Annotated in this window: 16 protein-coding genes; 9 read left to right on the forward strand and 7 right to left on the reverse strand. The window is 64.2% G+C overall.

The features are described 5' to 3' along the window. The first annotated feature begins 3 nt into the window (after window positions 1-3). Window positions 4-777, forward strand: coding sequence for a heme ABC transporter ATP-binding protein (locus tag ACP15O_RS08635; protein WP_425095673.1), 774 nt, complete (start codon window positions 4-6; stop codon window positions 775-777). On the opposite strand, the gene ACP15O_RS08640 is transcribed toward ACP15O_RS08635, so the two are convergent. Genes ACP15O_RS08640 through ACP15O_RS08650 form a run of 3 tightly spaced genes read right to left on the reverse strand, consistent with a single transcriptional unit; the run spans window position 774 to window position 4,029 of the window. Next, window positions 774-1,955 carry a class I SAM-dependent methyltransferase gene (locus ACP15O_RS08640; protein ID WP_425095674.1) on the reverse strand — a complete coding sequence of 394 codons (1,182 nt, stop codon included), beginning with the start codon at window positions 1,953-1,955 and terminating at the stop codon, window positions 774-776. The two genes, ACP15O_RS08635 and ACP15O_RS08640, sit on opposite strands and share 4 nt — an antisense overlap. Next, window positions 1,952-2,743, reverse strand: a complete 792-nt coding sequence (locus ACP15O_RS08645; RefSeq protein ID WP_425095675.1) for a DUF1365 domain-containing protein — start codon at window positions 2,741-2,743, stop codon at window positions 1,952-1,954. Before ACP15O_RS08645 ends, ACP15O_RS08640 begins: the two co-directional genes overlap by 4 nt. After that, on the reverse strand, window positions 2,740-4,029 hold the full coding sequence (locus ACP15O_RS08650; protein WP_425095676.1) for an NAD(P)/FAD-dependent oxidoreductase: 1,290 nt from the start codon (window positions 4,027-4,029) through the stop codon (window positions 2,740-2,742). The genes ACP15O_RS08645 and ACP15O_RS08650 overlap by 4 nt, the downstream gene beginning before the upstream one ends. Window positions 4,030-4,246: 217 nt before the next feature. On the opposite strand from ACP15O_RS08650, the gene ACP15O_RS08655 reads away from it, so the two are divergent. The 3 genes from ACP15O_RS08655 to ACP15O_RS08665 are packed head-to-tail and all read left to right on the forward strand — an operon-like array spanning window position 4,247 to window position 6,193. Further along, on the forward strand, window positions 4,247-4,822 hold the full coding sequence (locus ACP15O_RS08655) for a sigma-70 family RNA polymerase sigma factor (protein ID WP_425095677.1): 576 nt from the start codon (window positions 4,247-4,249) through the stop codon (window positions 4,820-4,822). Beyond that, window positions 4,819-5,454, forward strand: coding sequence for a ChrR family anti-sigma-E factor (locus ACP15O_RS08660; protein ID WP_425095678.1), 636 nt, complete (start codon window positions 4,819-4,821; stop codon window positions 5,452-5,454). Before ACP15O_RS08655 ends, ACP15O_RS08660 begins: the two co-directional genes overlap by 4 nt. A gap of 4 nt (window positions 5,455-5,458) precedes the next feature. Continuing rightward, window positions 5,459-6,193, forward strand: coding sequence for an SDR family NAD(P)-dependent oxidoreductase (locus tag ACP15O_RS08665; protein WP_425095679.1), 735 nt, complete (start codon window positions 5,459-5,461; stop codon window positions 6,191-6,193). A 6-nt stretch (window positions 6,194-6,199) separates the two neighbouring features. Here the strand turns inward: ACP15O_RS08665 and ACP15O_RS08670 are convergent, their stop codons facing one another. Beyond that, entirely contained in the window at window positions 6,200-6,604 is a 405-nt protein-coding gene (locus ACP15O_RS08670) for a DUF2177 family protein (protein ID WP_425095680.1), read from the reverse strand. Window positions 6,605-6,766: 162 nt separating this feature from the next. On the opposite strand from ACP15O_RS08670, the gene ACP15O_RS08675 reads away from it, so the two are divergent. After that, the gene (locus tag ACP15O_RS08675; RefSeq protein ID WP_425095681.1) at window positions 6,767-7,450 is read left to right on the forward strand and encodes a nitroreductase; all 684 of its coding nucleotides are present in this window, start codon (window positions 6,767-6,769) and stop codon (window positions 7,448-7,450) included. Here ACP15O_RS08675 and ACP15O_RS08680 read toward each other — a convergent pair. Both ACP15O_RS08680 and ACP15O_RS08685 read right to left on the reverse strand, forming a co-directional pair. Further along, window positions 7,447-8,565, reverse strand: a complete 1,119-nt coding sequence (locus ACP15O_RS08680; RefSeq protein ID WP_425095682.1) for a thiolase family protein — start codon at window positions 8,563-8,565, stop codon at window positions 7,447-7,449. The two genes, ACP15O_RS08675 and ACP15O_RS08680, sit on opposite strands and share 4 nt — an antisense overlap. Continuing rightward, window positions 8,562-9,728: an ANL family adenylate-forming protein gene (locus tag ACP15O_RS08685; protein ID WP_425095683.1), complete on the reverse strand. Its 1,167-nt coding sequence runs from the start codon at window positions 9,726-9,728 to the stop codon at window positions 8,562-8,564. The genes ACP15O_RS08680 and ACP15O_RS08685 overlap by 4 nt, the downstream gene beginning before the upstream one ends. 190 nt (window positions 9,729-9,918) lie before the next feature. On the opposite strand from ACP15O_RS08685, the gene ACP15O_RS08690 reads away from it, so the two are divergent. Then, window positions 9,919-11,814 carry an acyltransferase family protein gene (locus tag ACP15O_RS08690; RefSeq protein WP_425095684.1) on the forward strand — a complete coding sequence of 632 codons (1,896 nt, stop codon included), beginning with the start codon at window positions 9,919-9,921 and terminating at the stop codon, window positions 11,812-11,814. Here the strand turns inward: ACP15O_RS08690 and ACP15O_RS08695 are convergent. Then, on the reverse strand, window positions 11,799-12,761 hold the full coding sequence (locus tag ACP15O_RS08695; RefSeq protein WP_425095685.1) for a LysR family transcriptional regulator: 963 nt from the start codon (window positions 12,759-12,761) through the stop codon (window positions 11,799-11,801). The genes ACP15O_RS08690 and ACP15O_RS08695 overlap by 16 nt on opposite strands. Window positions 12,762-12,901: 140 nt before the next feature. On the opposite strand from ACP15O_RS08695, the gene ACP15O_RS08700 reads away from it, so the two are divergent. From ACP15O_RS08700 to ACP15O_RS08710, 3 genes are all read left to right on the forward strand, one after another. Then, window positions 12,902-13,678 (forward strand): transporter substrate-binding domain-containing protein, encoded by a 777-nt coding sequence (locus ACP15O_RS08700; protein WP_425095686.1) that lies wholly within the window; start codon window positions 12,902-12,904, stop codon window positions 13,676-13,678. 151 nt (window positions 13,679-13,829) lie between these two features. Continuing rightward, window positions 13,830-14,477 carry an amino acid ABC transporter permease gene (locus tag ACP15O_RS08705; protein ID WP_425095687.1) on the forward strand — a complete coding sequence of 216 codons (648 nt, stop codon included), beginning with the start codon at window positions 13,830-13,832 and terminating at the stop codon, window positions 14,475-14,477. A gap of 17 nt (window positions 14,478-14,494) precedes the next feature. Next, window positions 14,495-15,151 (forward strand): amino acid ABC transporter permease, encoded by a 657-nt coding sequence (locus ACP15O_RS08710; RefSeq protein ID WP_425095688.1) that lies wholly within the window; start codon window positions 14,495-14,497, stop codon window positions 15,149-15,151. The last annotated feature ends 8 nt before the right edge of the window (window positions 15,152-15,159 follow it).

Genomic DNA, 15,159 nt, shown 5'->3' on the forward strand with positions numbered 1-15,159 from the left:
ATCATGCTGACCATCGAAAACCTGACCGTCGATCTGGGCGGTCAGAACATTCTGCACGATCTGAACATGGCTGTGCCTGCGGGGCAGGTCTCGGTGATTTTGGGGCCCAATGGGTCGGGGAAATCCACCCTGTTGCGCGCCATCGCCGGAGAGCTGCCCTATGGCGGCTCGATCCGGCTGGAGCAGCACGAGATCCGCGCGGCCAAAGCCTGGGAACTGGCCGCCCTGCGCGGGGTTCTGCCGCAGTCCACGGCCGTGGCCTTTCCCTTTACCGTGGCCGAGGTCGTGCGTCTGGGGCTGCGCGCGGGGGTGAATGCGGATCAGGCCGGGATCGTGCACGCCGCGCTGGCCGAGGTCAGGATGCAGGATTTTGCCGATCGGCCGGTGCAGGATCTGTCTGGCGGGCAGATGGCGCGGGTGCATCTGGCCCGTGTGCGCGCGCAAATCTGGCACGGCGGCCCCGGCACCTGGCTGTTTCTGGACGAACCCGTTGCCAGCCTGGACATCGGCCACCAGCTAGAGGTGATGCAGATCATGCGCGCCTTTGCCCAGACGGGGGGCGGCGTGGTGGCGGTGATGCACGATCTGAACCTGTCCACCATGGTCGCGGATCGTATGATCTTGATGAAACAGGGGAAAATCGTTGCGCAGGGGGCCCCCGGACAGGTCATGCACGACCGTATCCTGACCGAGGTTTATGATTGTCCGGTGCGTGTGGCGCAGGCGCCGCCGGATCGCGCGTGGGTCTTGCCCCAGGCCTTCGGGGCCGCGTCTTAGGCGGCCAGAGCGGCCGGTTCTGCGTGGGCCAGCTGGACTTGCACCACATCCGTGCGCCCGGTGGCAAAGGCGGCGGCGCAGCCTTCAAGATAGAATTGCCAGCCGCGCAGGAACGCATCGTCATAGCCCTGTTTGCGAATGCGCGGGGCCTGATCGCGCATCCGCTGCGCCCAGATGCGGCAGGTGCGCGCATAGTCCTGCCCGAAGGCAAAACTGTCCTGCACGACCAGACCGGCCTGGGCAGCCTGATGGGCGATGATGGCGTCACACAGCAACATGCCGCCGGGGAAAATATGCTGGCGGATAAAGTCCGACCGCCCCCGATAGACCGAGAATTCCGCATCCGGCACCGTGATCGCCTGAATCATCGCGCGCCCACCGGGGGCCAGACGGGATTTCACGGTTTCGAAATAGGTGGGCCAGTAGCGTTCGCCCACGGCCTCGATCATTTCGACCGAGACGATATTGTCATAGCGCCCGCTGGAATTGCGGTAATCCTGAAGCCGGATATGCGCGCGCCCGTCCAGCCGCGCATCGGCATAGCCCTTCTGCGCGGGGCTGAGCGTCAGCCCGGTCACAAAGCGTCCCTGCTGGGCGGCGCGCTCGGCGAACCCGCCCCAGCCGCAGCCGATTTCCAGCACCGTTTCCCCGCCCGACAGGCGCGACAGGATCCGGTCGTTCTTGCGCGTCTGGGCGCGCTCCAGATCGGTCTCGCCTTCGGTAAACAGCGCCGAGGAATAGGTCATGCCCGGATCCAGCCAGAGCTGATAAAACTCGTTTCCCACATCATAATGCGCCCGGATATTCCGAGACGCCCCGCGCAGCGAATTGGCGCGCAGCAGCCGGTCCGTCAGCCGAAACCTAAGTGCGGACAGGCGTCCGGGGCGGCCGAAACCGTGCAATGTGTCGATGTTGCGCAGGGCCAGGGTTAGCAGCTGTTCCAGCCCCTCGGTCTGCCATTGGCCGGTGATATACCCCTCGCCAAAGCCCACGTCCCCGCGTGTCAGCAGGGCGGGCAGCAGCGCCCAGTCGTTGATGGTGATCTGCGCCTGGGGGCCCGACTGGCCGAACCGATGGCGCGTGCCCTCGGGGGTGGTCAGGTGCAATTGCCCGTGGGTCAGCTGCTCAAGCGTTTGCAGGAACCGGAACTTCATCGCGTTGCTGATGGGGGACTTCATCGGGTGATCTCCTGATTTGGGGCAGGGGGAAGGGGGCGATAGCGCAGACCCTTGAGCCTGAGCCTGAGCGCGTGCCAGTAAATCAGCGCCACGACGCGCAGCGCCCCGCCGGGGCGGCGCAGGGCGGCTGCCAGCAAGGATGCGGCACCAAGGCGGCGCAGGGGGGCTTTCATCGTGGCGATCAGCCCGTTCGGCCCATCCGTCTGCCGGATCAGGATCGCCGCGCTTTGCCCCGTCAGATCGAACCGAAAGGCATAGGATCCGGCCACATCCTGAAAGGGCGAGACGTGAAACACCTTCTGCGCATTGATGGTATCGGCGGCGTGGAGCGCGGCAAATCCGGGCGCGGCACATAAGTAGCTGTGGCGCTGACCGAAGGTGTTGTTCACCTCGGCGATGACGGCGCGCAGGCTGTCGCGCTCCAGCAGCATCCAGAAGCTGACCGGATTGAACCCATAGCCCAGAAACCGGGGCTGCGTCATCAGTGCCAGCACCATTTCAGGCGTGCGTTTCAGCCCCGCCCGGTCCAGCTGATCCCAGGCCCATTGCGCGCCCCGCCCGTGTGCGCGCGGGCCACCGTGATCGCGGTCATGCACGGCAAAGAGATTCCATCGGTTGCGCCCGAACAACGCCCCAGGCCGGGCGGTTTCGGGGCACAGCAGCACGTAATCCACGCCATAGCGGAAGGCATGTTTCACCGCGCCTCGGCGGGCATGAGTGACGCGGGCGGGCAGGTGCAGGATCTCTCCGGCGCGCAGGCGATCTGCCAGGGGGGCGGGCTGGTTCATACCGGAGCCTCTTGTGGCAGAAGCTGGCGCGCGATGCGGTGAGCGCTGGCAAACCCGTCCTCGTGGAACCCGTTGCGCAGCCAGGCTCCGGCGAACCAGCTGCGCCGAGTGCCCTGCATGGCCGCGATTTCCTGCTGGGCGCGCAGGGCGGCGTGATCGAACACGGGATGGCGGAAATTCACCTGATCGTAGACATCCGCGTCACGGATCGGCCGCGCGGGATTCAGCGTAACGAACAGCGGGTCGTCTTCGGGGATATTCTGTAGCCGGTTCATCCAATAGGTGATGCCCACGGCGCGGTCTGGAACGGCGGTTTCGGTGCGATAGACCCAGGCGCTCCAGCAGCGGCGGCGGCGCGGCATGAAGCTGGGATCGCGGTGCAGCACGGTGTGATTGTCCTGAAACCGGATCGCGCCCAGGCTGGCGGTCTCGGCGCGGCTGGGATCGGCCAGCAAGGCCAGCGCCTGATCGGCATGACAGGCAAAGATCACCTGATCGAAGATTTGCGGCTCGGCCCCCTGCGCGTGGATCGTGACCTGCTCGTCGGTGCGCAGGACGGACTGCACGGGGCTGCCGGGGCGCAGGGCCACGCCCCGATCCCCCAGCGCCGCCACCAGACGGCTGACATAGGATGCGCTGCCGCCAGAAACCGTCCACCATTGGTGCTGTCCGCCTGCGCTCATCAGCGCGTGATTGCGCATGAAACGGATCAGCGCCTCGGCTGGGAAATGGCCGATCCCGCTGGCAGGGGTGGACCAGATCGCGCCGCAGATCGGAAACAGATAGCAATCGCGGAACCTGCGGCCCAGACCCAGCCGGCCTAGCAGCGCGTCGATGGTCAGGTCGGGCTGGCCCTCGGCGGCGGCATCGGCCTGAGCGTTGAATTTCAGCACATCGCGGATCATCCGGTAATGGCCCGGCGACAGCAGATTGCGCCGCTGCCCGAACAGCGCATTGCCCGAGCGCAGCGCGTATTCCAGCCGCCCTCCGTTCAAGGACACGCCAAAGGACATGTTGCTGCGTTCCACCGGCACGTCCAGATCGCGAAACAGCCCGGTCAGATGCGGATAATTGGCGTAGTTGAACACGATAAAGCCCGTGTCCACGGGCTGATCCCCGCGTTTGCCGGCCACCACGGTGCGCGCGTGCCCGCCGATACGGGGGCTGGATTCGTACAGGGTGACATCGTGGTGACCGGACAGCAGCCAGGCCGAGGACAGGCCCGAGATGCCGCCTCCGATGATGGCAATGCGTTGCGGGGCTGATCGGGAAAGGTCAAAGGCCACTGTCGTCTCCGCTGTTGTTCAGATCACGGGGATTACGCGGGGCGGGGCGGGGCGGATCACCTGGCGGGCAAATTCATTTATTTTTGTTCGGGGTGATCCAGGGGCCGGTTCCCCCCGTAAACCTGGTATGTCATTCGAGGAACATATCAATGCTCAGGCCGCGCAGAGGGAAAATGCCCCCTTGAGCGCCGAGCCGTCGCAGGGTTTGATCGGACAGATGCAAGACAGCCCCCCTCCGACGCCGCAGCGTTTCTCGGATAGCACCGAATGGCTGCTGGCAGTGCGCGATCACCGCGATCGGGTGGCCTTTGGCCATCTGTTCGATCATTTCGCCCCGCGCCTGAAGGCGATGCTGATCAAGGGCGGGCTGCGCGATGGCTCGGCCGAGGATGTGGTGCAGGATGTGATGCTGTCGGTCTGGCACAAGGCCGGGCAGTTCGATCCGCACCGGGCCGAGGCCTCGGCCTGGATTTACCGCATTGCGCGCAACCGGCAGATTGACCTGTTTCGCCGCGCGCCGCCGCCCGCGCCCGATGATATTTATGAACCGGCCAGCGAAGACCCGGACGCCGCGCAGATTCTGGCGCTGGAGCAAGAGGCCGCCCATCTGCGCAAGGCTCTGTCGCGGCTGACCCCCGAACAGGGCGCGGTGCTGGAGCAGGCCTTCTTGCACGATCTGCCGCACAGTCAGATCAGCCAGCAGACGGGCCTGCCGCTGGGCACCATCAAATCCCGCATTCGCCTTGGCCTGGAAAAGCTGCGGCGCGAGCTGAAAGACCTCAGAGAGCCATGAGCCCGATCACCTATCATATCCCCGATCATCTGATCGACGCCTATGCGGCGGGGGCCTTGCCCCATGCCTTTGCCGTGGTGGTGGCCGCGCATCTGTCGATGTGCGATGACTGCCGGGCCCGTGCCGGTGCGGCTGAAATGCTGGGCGGTGCGCTGATGGACCGGCTGGAACCCGCCGCCCTGTCAGCGGGCGCGCGCGCGCGGATGCTGGCCGCGCTGGATGCCCCCCGCCCCCGACAGACAAGCGCGCGCCGGTCCGGCATCTTCCCCGCTCCGGTGATGGAGGCCCTGCACGGCCAGCCCCCCAAATGGCGGATGCTGGGCGGCGGTATCCGTCAGCAGATATTGTCAGCGGATGCGCAGGGCTCGCTCAGGCTGCTGTATATCCCGCCCGGCCGCGCGGTGCCCGAACATGGCCATCGCGGGCTAGAGCTGACTTTGGTGCTACAGGGCGGGTTCTCGGATGGGGCGGGGCATTTCGATGTGGGCGATGTGGAATACGCCCATGAGGAGGTAGACCACCAGCCCACCGCCGATCTGGATGGCCCCTGCGTGGTGCTGGCCGCCACCGATGCGCCGTTGCGGTTCCATGCGATGATTCCGCGGATTTTGCAGCCGATTTTCCGGATCTGAGCAGATGTCATTCGCCGGTAAAAACGTCTGGATCATCGGGGCCAGTGCCGGGATTGGCGCGGCTCTGGCGCGGGCTTTGTCCGCGCAAGGCGCGCAGCTGACCGTGTCGGCACGAGACGCGCAGGCTTTGGAAACCCTGGCGCGGGACTGTCCCGGCGCGCGGGTTCTGCCGCTGGATCTGGGACAGCCCGAAACGCTGGATGCGGCGGCTCGTCTGATCCCTGAAAACAGCCTGGATGCGGTGATCTGCACGGCTGCGCTCTATGATCCGGGGCGTGTGGCCGATCTGGATCGGGTGCGCACGCGGGCCCTTGTGCAGGTGAACCTGCTGGGCACATTCGAGGTGGCCCGCCTGGCCCCGCCCTTGTTGAAACATGGCGGGCAACTGGTGCTGTTCGGCTCGGTTGCGGGCTATATCGGGCTGCCGGGCGGGCAGGCCTATTCTGCCACCAAGGCCGCCGTCAACAATCTGGCCGAAACCCTGCGGATCGAGCTGGCCCCGCGTGTGGATGTGCGTCTGGTCTGTCCGGGGTTTGTGCGCTCTCGGCTGACGGATCGCAACCGCTTTGACATGCCCGCGATCATCACCGCCGAAGAGGCCGCGCAGCAGACATTGCGCGGAATGCAGGGGCGGGGGTTCGAAATCCACTATCCCAAGCGGTTCACCCGAGCGATGAAACTGCTGCGCGCATTGCCCTATGGGCTGTCCTTGCGGCTGACGGCGCGGCTGTCGTCTTAGGCGGCCCTAGGCGAGCCGGCCCGACAGCGCCGCCACACCGGCCCAGGCCGACACGCCGGTCAGGAAGGTGCCCCACAACGTGTCCGCGATGACTTGCTCCGGTGACCAGCGCCCCAGCGTGGCATAGTTGGTGAATTCATAGGTGCCATAGCACAGCGCCCCCAGGATTGCGCCGCCCAGCAGGGCCTGCAACGGCGCGCTGTCCTTCAGCGCCGGGGCCGAGACAAACCACAACAGCCCGGCCACATAAAACAGATAGAACACCGCCGCCGGCCCCAGCCGAAGCGGCGCGGCCAGAAGGTCTCCGATATGGCGGTCAAAAATCGGGCGGATCAGCACGCGGATGCCGATCATGTCCAGCCCAAGAAAGACCACGGCGGTGATCACATACAATAGGACGATCTGAGTCATCTGCGTCTCCTGTACTCCGGTGTTGGTAGGGGTACGGCACGCGCGCCCAATCGGATCATTTTTTACAAAACCGGGGCCGGGCGCCAATGGCAGGGGCAGATTGCGGCCATCCCCGCGGATGCTTTATGACGGAACCGCAGCGATGACAGACGAGGCCAGCCGATGGATCACCCGACCGATTTTTCCAAAATGATGGCGCGCAGGCATTCGGTCCGGGCCTATACGTCCGATCCGGTGGCGCGCGAAACGCTCGAGCGTATCTGCACAGCGGCCCGCCGCGCGCCCAGCGGGGCCAACCTGCAACCGGGCAGCTTCCATGTGTTGACTGGGCAGCCTCTGAAGGCGCTGATCGGGCAGTTGCAGGCGGCGGATCAGGCCGGCGCGCCGATTGATCTGGAATATTCCTATTTCCCCAAACCCATGCCCGCCGATCTGAAAGACCGCCAAAGACGCGCGGGATATGCGCTGTATCAGGCGCTGGGGATCGCGCGCCGGGATGTGGCCGGACGCCGGGCGCAATTTGCCCGGAACTATGCGTTTTTCGGGGCTCCGGTCGGGATTGTGGTGACGATTGACCGAAACATGGGCAAAGGATGTTTCATGGATCTGGGCATGGCGCTGATGTCCTTGTTGCTGGCGGTCGAAAACGAGGGGCTGGGGGCCACCGGCATCGGTGCCATCGCGAATTACGCGCAGGTGGCGCATCGCGCGCTGCAATTGCCTGAACAGGAACTGGTTGTCTGCGGCGTGGCCGTAGGGGTGCCGGACCAGAGCGCAGCGGTCAATCAGTTTCGCACCGAGCGGGCCGGGCTGGACGCATTCACCAGCTTCCGGGGTTTCGATTAGGGCGCATCCGTGCGCAGCAACAGCGCCGTGCCCAGACCGCCTGCCGCTGCGATGGCGGCCAGTCCCAATCCCGGCGTCTTTTGAAGCCTGTGAAACAGATTGACGGCCAGGACGGCCCCCGAGGCTCCGATCGGATGGCCGCGCGCCAATCCGCCGCCATAGGGATTCAGGATCGCGCGGTCGATCCCTGACTGGCGTTGGCACAGCAGGGCCTGAACGGCGAAAGCCTCCATGATTTCAGCGGTTTGCAGCGCGTCCGCCTGGCAGTCAGCCTGGGCCAGAGCGGCCTTGATCGCGGCCACAGGGGCCAGGCCGGGCAGGGCGGGATCGCCGCCCAGCGTGGCGCGGCCCACGATTTGCGCGCCGCCGCCATAGGCCTGCGCGATCCGCTCGGAAACGACGATGGCAAAGGCCGCGCCGTCCGCCGCCACGGCCATGTTCGCCGCAGTGACAGAGCCATGCACCACCGGCGCTTTGGCGCAAAGGCGCGGGCTGAGAGTGCGGGGAAACGGGTCTTGGGTCTGGCCGTGGATCGGGACAACGCCGGGGGGGGCAATGCCGGGCGGCTGGGCGGCGCGCGCGTCGCTGTGGCTGCGCATGGCCCAGGCGTCCTGCGCATCCCTTGAAATCCCGTGCAGCCCTGCCAGCCGATCCGCCGCCTCGGCCATGTCGGGGTCGCGTTCGGGCCAGGGGGTAAAGGGGGCCTGATCGTAGGGCTGGGGCGGGCGGCCATCGGCAAAGGTGCGGTATCGCAGGGGGCGGCGCGAGTAGCTCTCGGCCCCGCCGGCAACGACGATTTCATGCAGGCCGCTGCGGATCATCGCATCGGCCAGAATCAAGGCGTCCAGCCCGCCGACACATTGCCGGTCCACGGACAGGCCGGCCACTTCGGGGCGCAGCCCGGTGGCCAGAGCCGCGCTGCGCGCAGGGTTGCCGCCCGCGCCCAGAGCATTGGACAGGATCAGCTCGTCCACTTTTCGCGGGGCAATCCCGGCGTCCTGTAGCGCTGCCAAAATCACAGGCGCGGCCAGATCGTGCAGGGCCAGTTCGGCAAAGGCCCCGTTGCGCGGAACTATGGGGCTGCGCCGCGCGGCCAGGATGTAGCTTGCGCTCATGCGGGGGTCTCCGACAGGCGGGTCAGGGCGGTCAGATCCGGTTTGCCCGCCGCCAGCAGCGGGATTTCAGGCAAGATCCGGAATTCTCGGGGCACCGAATGGGCCCCGTGCGCCGTGCGGCACAGCTGGCGCAACCTGGCCAGGTCCAGCGGGCCCCGCGCCTCAAGGAAACAGATCGCCACATGGCCGCGCTGCGCATCAGAGCGCGGCACGACCGCGCAATGCCGGACGCCCGCAAACCGCGCGATTGTGGCCTCGATCTCTTCGGGGAAGACATTCTTGTCGGCGACGGTGAACATGCGGTTTTTGCGGCCGCGCAGGAACAGGTGCCCCGCGCTGTCCAGATAGCCCAGCTCGCCGATGCTCAGGTAGCCGTCGCGCCATTCGGTATCGCCTGATCCGCCCGACGCATAGCCCTGAAACAGATAGGGGCTGCGCACCCAAAGCTCGGCTGTCTTATGGGGGGGCAGCCCCCCCGGCCCGATCCGCAGATCCACCCCCGGATAGGCCCGCCCAACCGAGCCCTGGGGCGTGTCGTGATCGCTTAGGGTGATAAAGCTGGTCTCGCTTGCGCCAAAGAATTCAACGACTTGCGCCTGCGGAGCGCGGTTTTGCAGCAGCTGGCGGGTGGCTGTGTCCAGCTTGCCTCCGCCGGCGAAGACCCACCGCAATTTTGCGCCGGGCGACTGATGAGCCAGATAAAGCCGCAGCTGCGTCGGGGTGGCGTAAATGACGGTGGGCAGATGCTCGTCCGCCCCATCTGTCATATCCGCGCGCGCGGGGTTGGGGCAAAGAGCGATGTCGGCCCCCAGGTGGCTGGCCTCGATCACCGCATAGAGCGGCAGGGAATGGCCCAGGCTGCCAAAGGTCAGATAGGTATCGCCGGGGCCGATGGCGAACCGATTTTGCATGACTTTGAAGCTGGCAATCCACGAGGCAGGGCTGCGGCGGATGACCTTGGGGGGGCCGCTGCTGCCCGAGGTTTCACAGGTCAGCCATGGGGGGGCGCAGACGTCCGGCGCGATTGGGTCGGGGCCGCTCTGGCGTGCGTGTATCGCCGCCCCGCTGGCCAGAGCAGCGCGCAGGATGGCCAGGCCCGGCACATCGGGTGTCAGCACCCGGCTGTCGGCCGAAACCGAGAATTTCTGCATCTGACCTGACATAGGGCCCCCGAACACGTTTCCGTCTGCGTGGGTGTAGCCTGTTTTGCACAGAAGGGACAGTTTTCAGACGGCCAAGCCCGCCCGCGTTCCGGACAGGCCCACGGCCCCTGAATTCCCCCTTGCGCCAGACGGGCCTGTCCCGCATTCAGGCAGGCAAGAGACACGATCAGGCAGGGATCTCACGGACACGATGCACTACCGCAAGGAAATCGACGGCTTACGCGCGGTGGCGGTGCTGCCTGTGATCCTGTTCCACGCGGGGCTTGATCTGTTTTCGGGCGGTTTTGTCGGGGTTGACGTTTTCTTTGTGATTTCGGGGTTTCTGATCACCCGCATCATCGCCGAGGAGCTGGAGCGGGGGCAATTCTCGGTTCTGCGGTTTTACGAAAGACGCGCCCGGCGCATCCTGCCGGCGCTGTTCTGTGTGGTTGCAGCGACCAGCGTTGCGGCTTTGGTGTTGATGCTGCCCTATCAGTTGCAGGCGTTCGGGCAGGGGCTGGGCGGCGTTGCTGGGTTTTTCTCGAATATCGTGTTCTGGCGGCAGAGCGGCTATTTCGCGGCAGCGGCCGAGCTGAACCCGCTGCTCCACACCTGGAGCCTGTCTGTCGAAGAGCAGTTCTATCTGTTCATACCGCTGATCATGGCCGGGCTCTGGGGAAGAGTGCACCGGCGCACAGTTGGCGCGGTTCTGGCCGCCGGGTTTCTGGTGTCGCTGGTTCTGGCACAGCTGCTGACCGGGCGGATGCCGGGGGCCAGTTTCTATCTGCTGCCGACCCGCGCGTGGGAGCTTCTGGCCGGATCGCTGCTGGCGCTGTGGATGATGCGCCGCCCTGCGCCGGCGGGTGGATTGCCCGGTTTGCTGGCCTTGATCGGCCTTGGCGCGATCGGAGCATCGGTTCTGCTGTATTCCGCGGCCACGCCGTTTCCGTCGCTGTGGACGCTGGTGCCGGTTCTGGGGACGCTGGCCGTTCTGTACGGCGCACGGGCCGAGAACTGGGCAGGGCGCGTGTTGTCGCTGCGCTGGATCGTCGGGATCGGGCTGATCAGCTATTCGGCCTATCTGTGGCATCAGCCGCTGTTTGCCTTTGCCCGGATGCTGGATGCGGATATGCACCCGCCGCTGGCAGAGATGCTGGGGCTGTCGGGGCTGGCGCTGCTGCTGGCCTGGGGCAGCTGGGCCTTTGTTGAACGCCCCTTCCGCCGGGGCGGGTTTCTGACGCGCGGGCAGGTATTCGGCGCGTCGGGGGCGGGGCTTGTGGCGATGGCGGTTCTGGGCGGCGCTTTGATTGTCAGCCACGGCCTGCCGGGCAGATTCCCCGCACCGCAAAGAGCCTGGATCACCGAACCGCCCAAGACCTATGCGCGCTATGTGACAGCCGGGTATGATGGCGTGCGGGGGCGGCCTCTGTCGGACAGCCGGCCCAATCTTGTTCTGGTCGGAGACAGCTTCAGCCAGGATTTCTTTAATATTCTGGCCGAGTCCGATCTGTTGCGCGATCATGCGGTCACGGCGATTTATGTCCCGGCGCGGTGCCAGATTCACTTTGGGCAGCCGGCCGCGCAGACACGCCTTCATATCGCGCCGCAGGATCGCCGGATGTGCGAGCAGCGGGCGCTCAGCCCCGCGCAGGTGCAGACCATGCGGCAGGCGGATGTTCTGGTGCTGTCGGCGCGCTGGACCGGCTGGGCCGCCGCGCTGTTGCCGCAAAGCCTGCGCGCGATGAACCTGCCAGCCGATCAACGTCTGCTGGTCATCGGCCCTAAGGAATTCGAGCTGAACCGGCGCGCGCTGCTGGACGTGGACCCCGCGCAGGCCGCACAGCTGCGCCGGGTGCCCTCGGATGAGGTGCGGCAGGTTAACCGGGCTTTGCAGGCCCAGCTGCCGGCCGGGGCGTTCGTGGATATTCTGGGCACGGTCTGCGCGCAGGGCTGCCCGATTTTCACCGAAAACGGGGCGTTGATTTCTTATGACGGGTTACATCTGACCCAGGAGGGCGCGGCATTCATCGGCGCAATTCTGGCGCAAGCCCATCCGCTTGGCCCGGCTCAGCCAGCGGGTGAAGGGGGGCGCTATTCTGCGCCATAGGTGCGTGTCTCGATGTCGATTTCTGCAATCCAGGCCTCGCAGGCGGATAAGAAGGCCGTTTCAGCATCGGACTGGCGACGCGCTGGATTGGTGATCAGGTAGATGTTCACCATCGGCAGCGCATCATAGGGCGGCAATTGGCGAATGTGCCCGGCGGCCACATCATGTTTGGCAACATGCAGCGGCAATGCTCCAACCCCGATATTGGCCATTATCATGCGCCGGATTTCATTCAGACTGGACGACACCCCACGCCAGGTATTGGCCAGGCCCACACGGGCGCGAAGGCGCGAAATGGCCTCTAGCGGGCCGCCCTCTGCTTCGGTCTGGAAGGCGACAAAGGGCTCGCCGACCAGATCTTCGGGGGCGATTGTCTGGGCATGAAACAATGGATGACGCGCCCCGCAATACAGCCCAAAAAATTCACGATACAGCACCATGGTTTTCAGGTTCTGCGGCATTGTGGACAGCAGACAAATGCCGAAACTCGCCCGGTTCTGCGCGATCATGGTCTCGACATCTTCGCTTTCGTACACGGTAAAGGAATAGGTAACCTGCGGGTGCTCGGAGGAGAACAGATGCAGGAAATCCTCGAAATGATTGGAGATGACGGAACTGGTGATGGCAATCGAAAGATGCCCCCGCAATTCGGTGTTGTCCGAGTCAAGCAGCGAGGGCAGCTGCGAAACGGTGCCGAAAATCTTGGCGCATTCCGTGTAAAGCGCCTGGCCCGAGCGCGTGATGGTAAATTCGTTCGGCTTGCGGATGACCAGCGTCTTGCCGGTGGTTTGCTCTAGGCGTTTCAAAGCCGCCGAAACGGTGGGCTGTTTCAGCCCCAGAAAGTCGGCCGCTTTAGAAATGCCGCGTTGCTCGACCACGACCATGAAGGTGCGCAGCAGGTTCCAGTCGAGATTCCAGGGAAAGCGCTGTTGATGCGGAAGGCTCATAGGTTTTATCTATGTTCAAGGTAGCTAATATTTATTTGCACGATATTTGCGAGTCGTGCAAGCTCACTCAAAGCGGGGCCGCCCGCCTTGAGTGATCGGGCAGAAAAGCCCCGGCATTTCTTTCAACAGGAGACACATTTATGACCTTGCGACGTACCGTCCTGAAATCCGCTGTTGCCGCAGCGGGCCTTGCCATCTTTGGCATGAGCACCGCCACCGCCGAGGAACTGGACACCCTGAAAGACAAAGGCGTGATCCGCATCGCCATGTCCGGCGCTTATCCTCCGTTCAACTTCGTGAATGACGCAAACCAGGTTGTCGGGTTCGATCCGGCCATCGGCACCGAAATCGCCAAACGCATGGGGCTGGAGGCGGAAATCGTCACCACGGCCTGGGACGGGATCATCGGCGGGCTGCTGGCCAACAAATACGACGCAATCGTCGGGTCCATGACGATCACGGCAGAGCGCGACGAAGTCGTTGATTTCGTGGGGCCGTATTATTCGGACAAGCGGGCCATCTTCACCAAGCCGGGCTCTGGTATTTCCAGCCTGGAAGATCTCGAAGGTAAAAAGGTTGGCCTGACCCTGGGGGAAACCCACGAGGACTGGGCGCGGGAAAAAGGCTATGACGTCAAGACCTACAAGGGCCTGCCCGAGCTTCTGCTGGAACTGGAAAACGGGCGTGTCGATGCCATCGTGAACGATTCGATCGCGGCGATTCTGGCCATGACCGAAAAAGGCCAGGAGTTTGAAATGTTCGGCGATCCGACCACCGAACCGTTCGGCGCAGGTATCGCGATCCGCGAAGGCAATCCGCAGTTGGCCGCACAAATGCAGGCGGCGCTTCAGTCAATGATGGACGACGGAACATATGTTGCCATCGCCAAGGAATGGATCGGCGCCGATATTCGCTGATGGTTTCTGGTCAAGAATGCCCTCTTTTTAATCGAAGAGGGCATTCATCGAACCAGTGCCAGACTGGCGGGGCCGGGCATCTGACGCGTCAAATGCGTGCTGCCGCCTGTCATCTGCACCGGGATCGCGGACGTTATACAAAGGGCGAAGCATGGACTTCGAACTGATGCAGAAGGTTTTTCCGTTTTTTCTGGAAGCGGCCTGGGTCACAATTCTTTTGTCATTATTGACGGCCATCCTTGGCCTGATCTGCGGGGGGCTGGGGGCCGCAGCGCGCTTGTCCCGTTTTCGGGCACTGCGCTTTGTCGGAGCGGCGTATGTCAGCCTTATTCGTGGCACTCCGGCGCTGATCCAGCTGTTTATCCTGTATTTCGGAGGGCCGCAGATAGGCATTCAGCTGGACGCGTTTCAGGCCGGGGTGATCGGTCTGGGCTTCAATGCCGGTGCCTATATGACAGAGACCATCCGCGGGGCGATCGTGTCCATCGACAAAGGACAACGCGAGGCCGCCCGGACGTTGGGGCTCAGCCAGTGGCAGGCCATGTACAAAGTGATCCTGCCGCAGGCCGCGCGCCTGATGGTGCGCCCGCTTGGCGTGAACCTGAACATGCTGATCAAAGCCACGGCTTTGGTGGCGGCGATTTCGGTGATCGAGCTGACCTACACGGCGCAACGCTACATCGGTTCAACCTACAAACCCTTCGAGATGTTCCTGCTGGCGGGGATTCTCTACATGATCATCATCTACGCGACTGGCCGGGGCGTTGCCTGGCTGGACCGTAAAGTCCAGATCACCTAACCGGGAAAGATAGTCACATGGGTCTCGATTTCTCTATTATTCCCAAATACATGGATGTGGTGCTGCTGGGCGCGCTATGGACCGTCGGCATCACCGTCGCGGCCGCGGCGCTTAGCTTCATCGGCGGGGTTTTCTTTGCGGTTGTCGCGCTATATGCGCCCTGGATCGTGCGCCAGCCGTTTCGTCTGATCGAATGGGTGTTCATGGGCACGCCGCTGCTGTTGCAGTTATTCCTGATCTATTTCGGTCTGGTCCAGATCGGCGTCGATCTGCCCGCTTTTGTGGCCGGTGTGATCGGTCTGGGGCTTCATTTCGCGGTCTATAACTCCGAGCTGATCCAGACCGCCATTCTGGCCGTTGACAAAGGCCAGATGGAGGCCGCCCGCACCCTGGGGCTAAGCCGCGGACAGGCCCTGCGCAAAGTCGTGGTGCCGCAGGCCGTGCGCGACGTCATCCCGCCCATCAGCAACAACATGATCGCCCTGCTGAAGGACAGCGCGCTGGTGTCCGTCATCGGCGTCAGCGAACTGACCCTGTCGGCCCAACGCGCCATCGGCAAGACATATCGGCCGTTTGAATTCTATCTGCTGGCTGCGGCGATCTACTACACAATCAACCTGGCCATGGAATGGGTGCAGCGCAAAGTCGAACGCCGCATTTCCATTTCGCGCTGACACAAGAG

It is taken from the genome of Youngimonas ophiurae (nom. illeg.) (genome assembly GCF_049803795.1).
In the GTDB taxonomy this organism is placed as follows: domain Bacteria; phylum Pseudomonadota; class Alphaproteobacteria; order Rhodobacterales; family Rhodobacteraceae; genus Thalassobius.

Excerpts from the sequence above, each read along its gene's own strand:
- ACP15O_RS08645 (WP_425095675.1), bottom strand. The coding sequence starts at position 2,743 with ATGAACCAGCCCGCCCCCCTGGCAGATCGCCTGCGCGCCGGAGAGATC.
- ACP15O_RS08640 (WP_425095674.1), bottom strand. The coding sequence starts at position 1,955 with ATGAAGTCCCCCATCAGCAACGCGATGAAGTTCCGGTTCCTGCAAACG.
- ACP15O_RS08700 (WP_425095686.1), top strand. The coding sequence starts at position 12,902 with ATGACCTTGCGACGTACCGTCCTGAAATCCGCTGTTGCCGCAGCGGGC.
- ACP15O_RS08655 (WP_425095677.1), top strand. The coding sequence starts at position 4,247 with ATGCAAGACAGCCCCCCTCCGACGCCGCAGCGTTTCTCGGATAGCACC.
- ACP15O_RS08695 (WP_425095685.1), bottom strand. The coding sequence starts at position 12,761 with ATGAGCCTTCCGCATCAACAGCGCTTTCCCTGGAATCTCGACTGGAAC.
- ACP15O_RS08685 (WP_425095683.1), bottom strand. The coding sequence starts at position 9,728 with ATGTCAGGTCAGATGCAGAAATTCTCGGTTTCGGCCGACAGCCGGGTG.
- ACP15O_RS08675 (WP_425095681.1), top strand. The coding sequence starts at position 6,767 with ATGGATCACCCGACCGATTTTTCCAAAATGATGGCGCGCAGGCATTCG.
- ACP15O_RS08660 (WP_425095678.1), top strand. The coding sequence starts at position 4,819 with ATGAGCCCGATCACCTATCATATCCCCGATCATCTGATCGACGCCTAT.
- ACP15O_RS08670 (WP_425095680.1), bottom strand. The coding sequence starts at position 6,604 with ATGACTCAGATCGTCCTATTGTATGTGATCACCGCCGTGGTCTTTCTT.
- ACP15O_RS08710 (WP_425095688.1), top strand. The coding sequence starts at position 14,495 with ATGGGTCTCGATTTCTCTATTATTCCCAAATACATGGATGTGGTGCTG.
- ACP15O_RS08680 (WP_425095682.1), bottom strand. The coding sequence starts at position 8,565 with ATGAGCGCAAGCTACATCCTGGCCGCGCGGCGCAGCCCCATAGTTCCG.
- ACP15O_RS08635 (WP_425095673.1), top strand. The coding sequence starts at position 4 with ATGCTGACCATCGAAAACCTGACCGTCGATCTGGGCGGTCAGAACATT.
- ACP15O_RS08705 (WP_425095687.1), top strand. The coding sequence starts at position 13,830 with ATGGACTTCGAACTGATGCAGAAGGTTTTTCCGTTTTTTCTGGAAGCG.
- ACP15O_RS08690 (WP_425095684.1), top strand. The coding sequence starts at position 9,919 with ATGCACTACCGCAAGGAAATCGACGGCTTACGCGCGGTGGCGGTGCTG.
- ACP15O_RS08665 (WP_425095679.1), top strand. The coding sequence starts at position 5,459 with ATGTCATTCGCCGGTAAAAACGTCTGGATCATCGGGGCCAGTGCCGGG.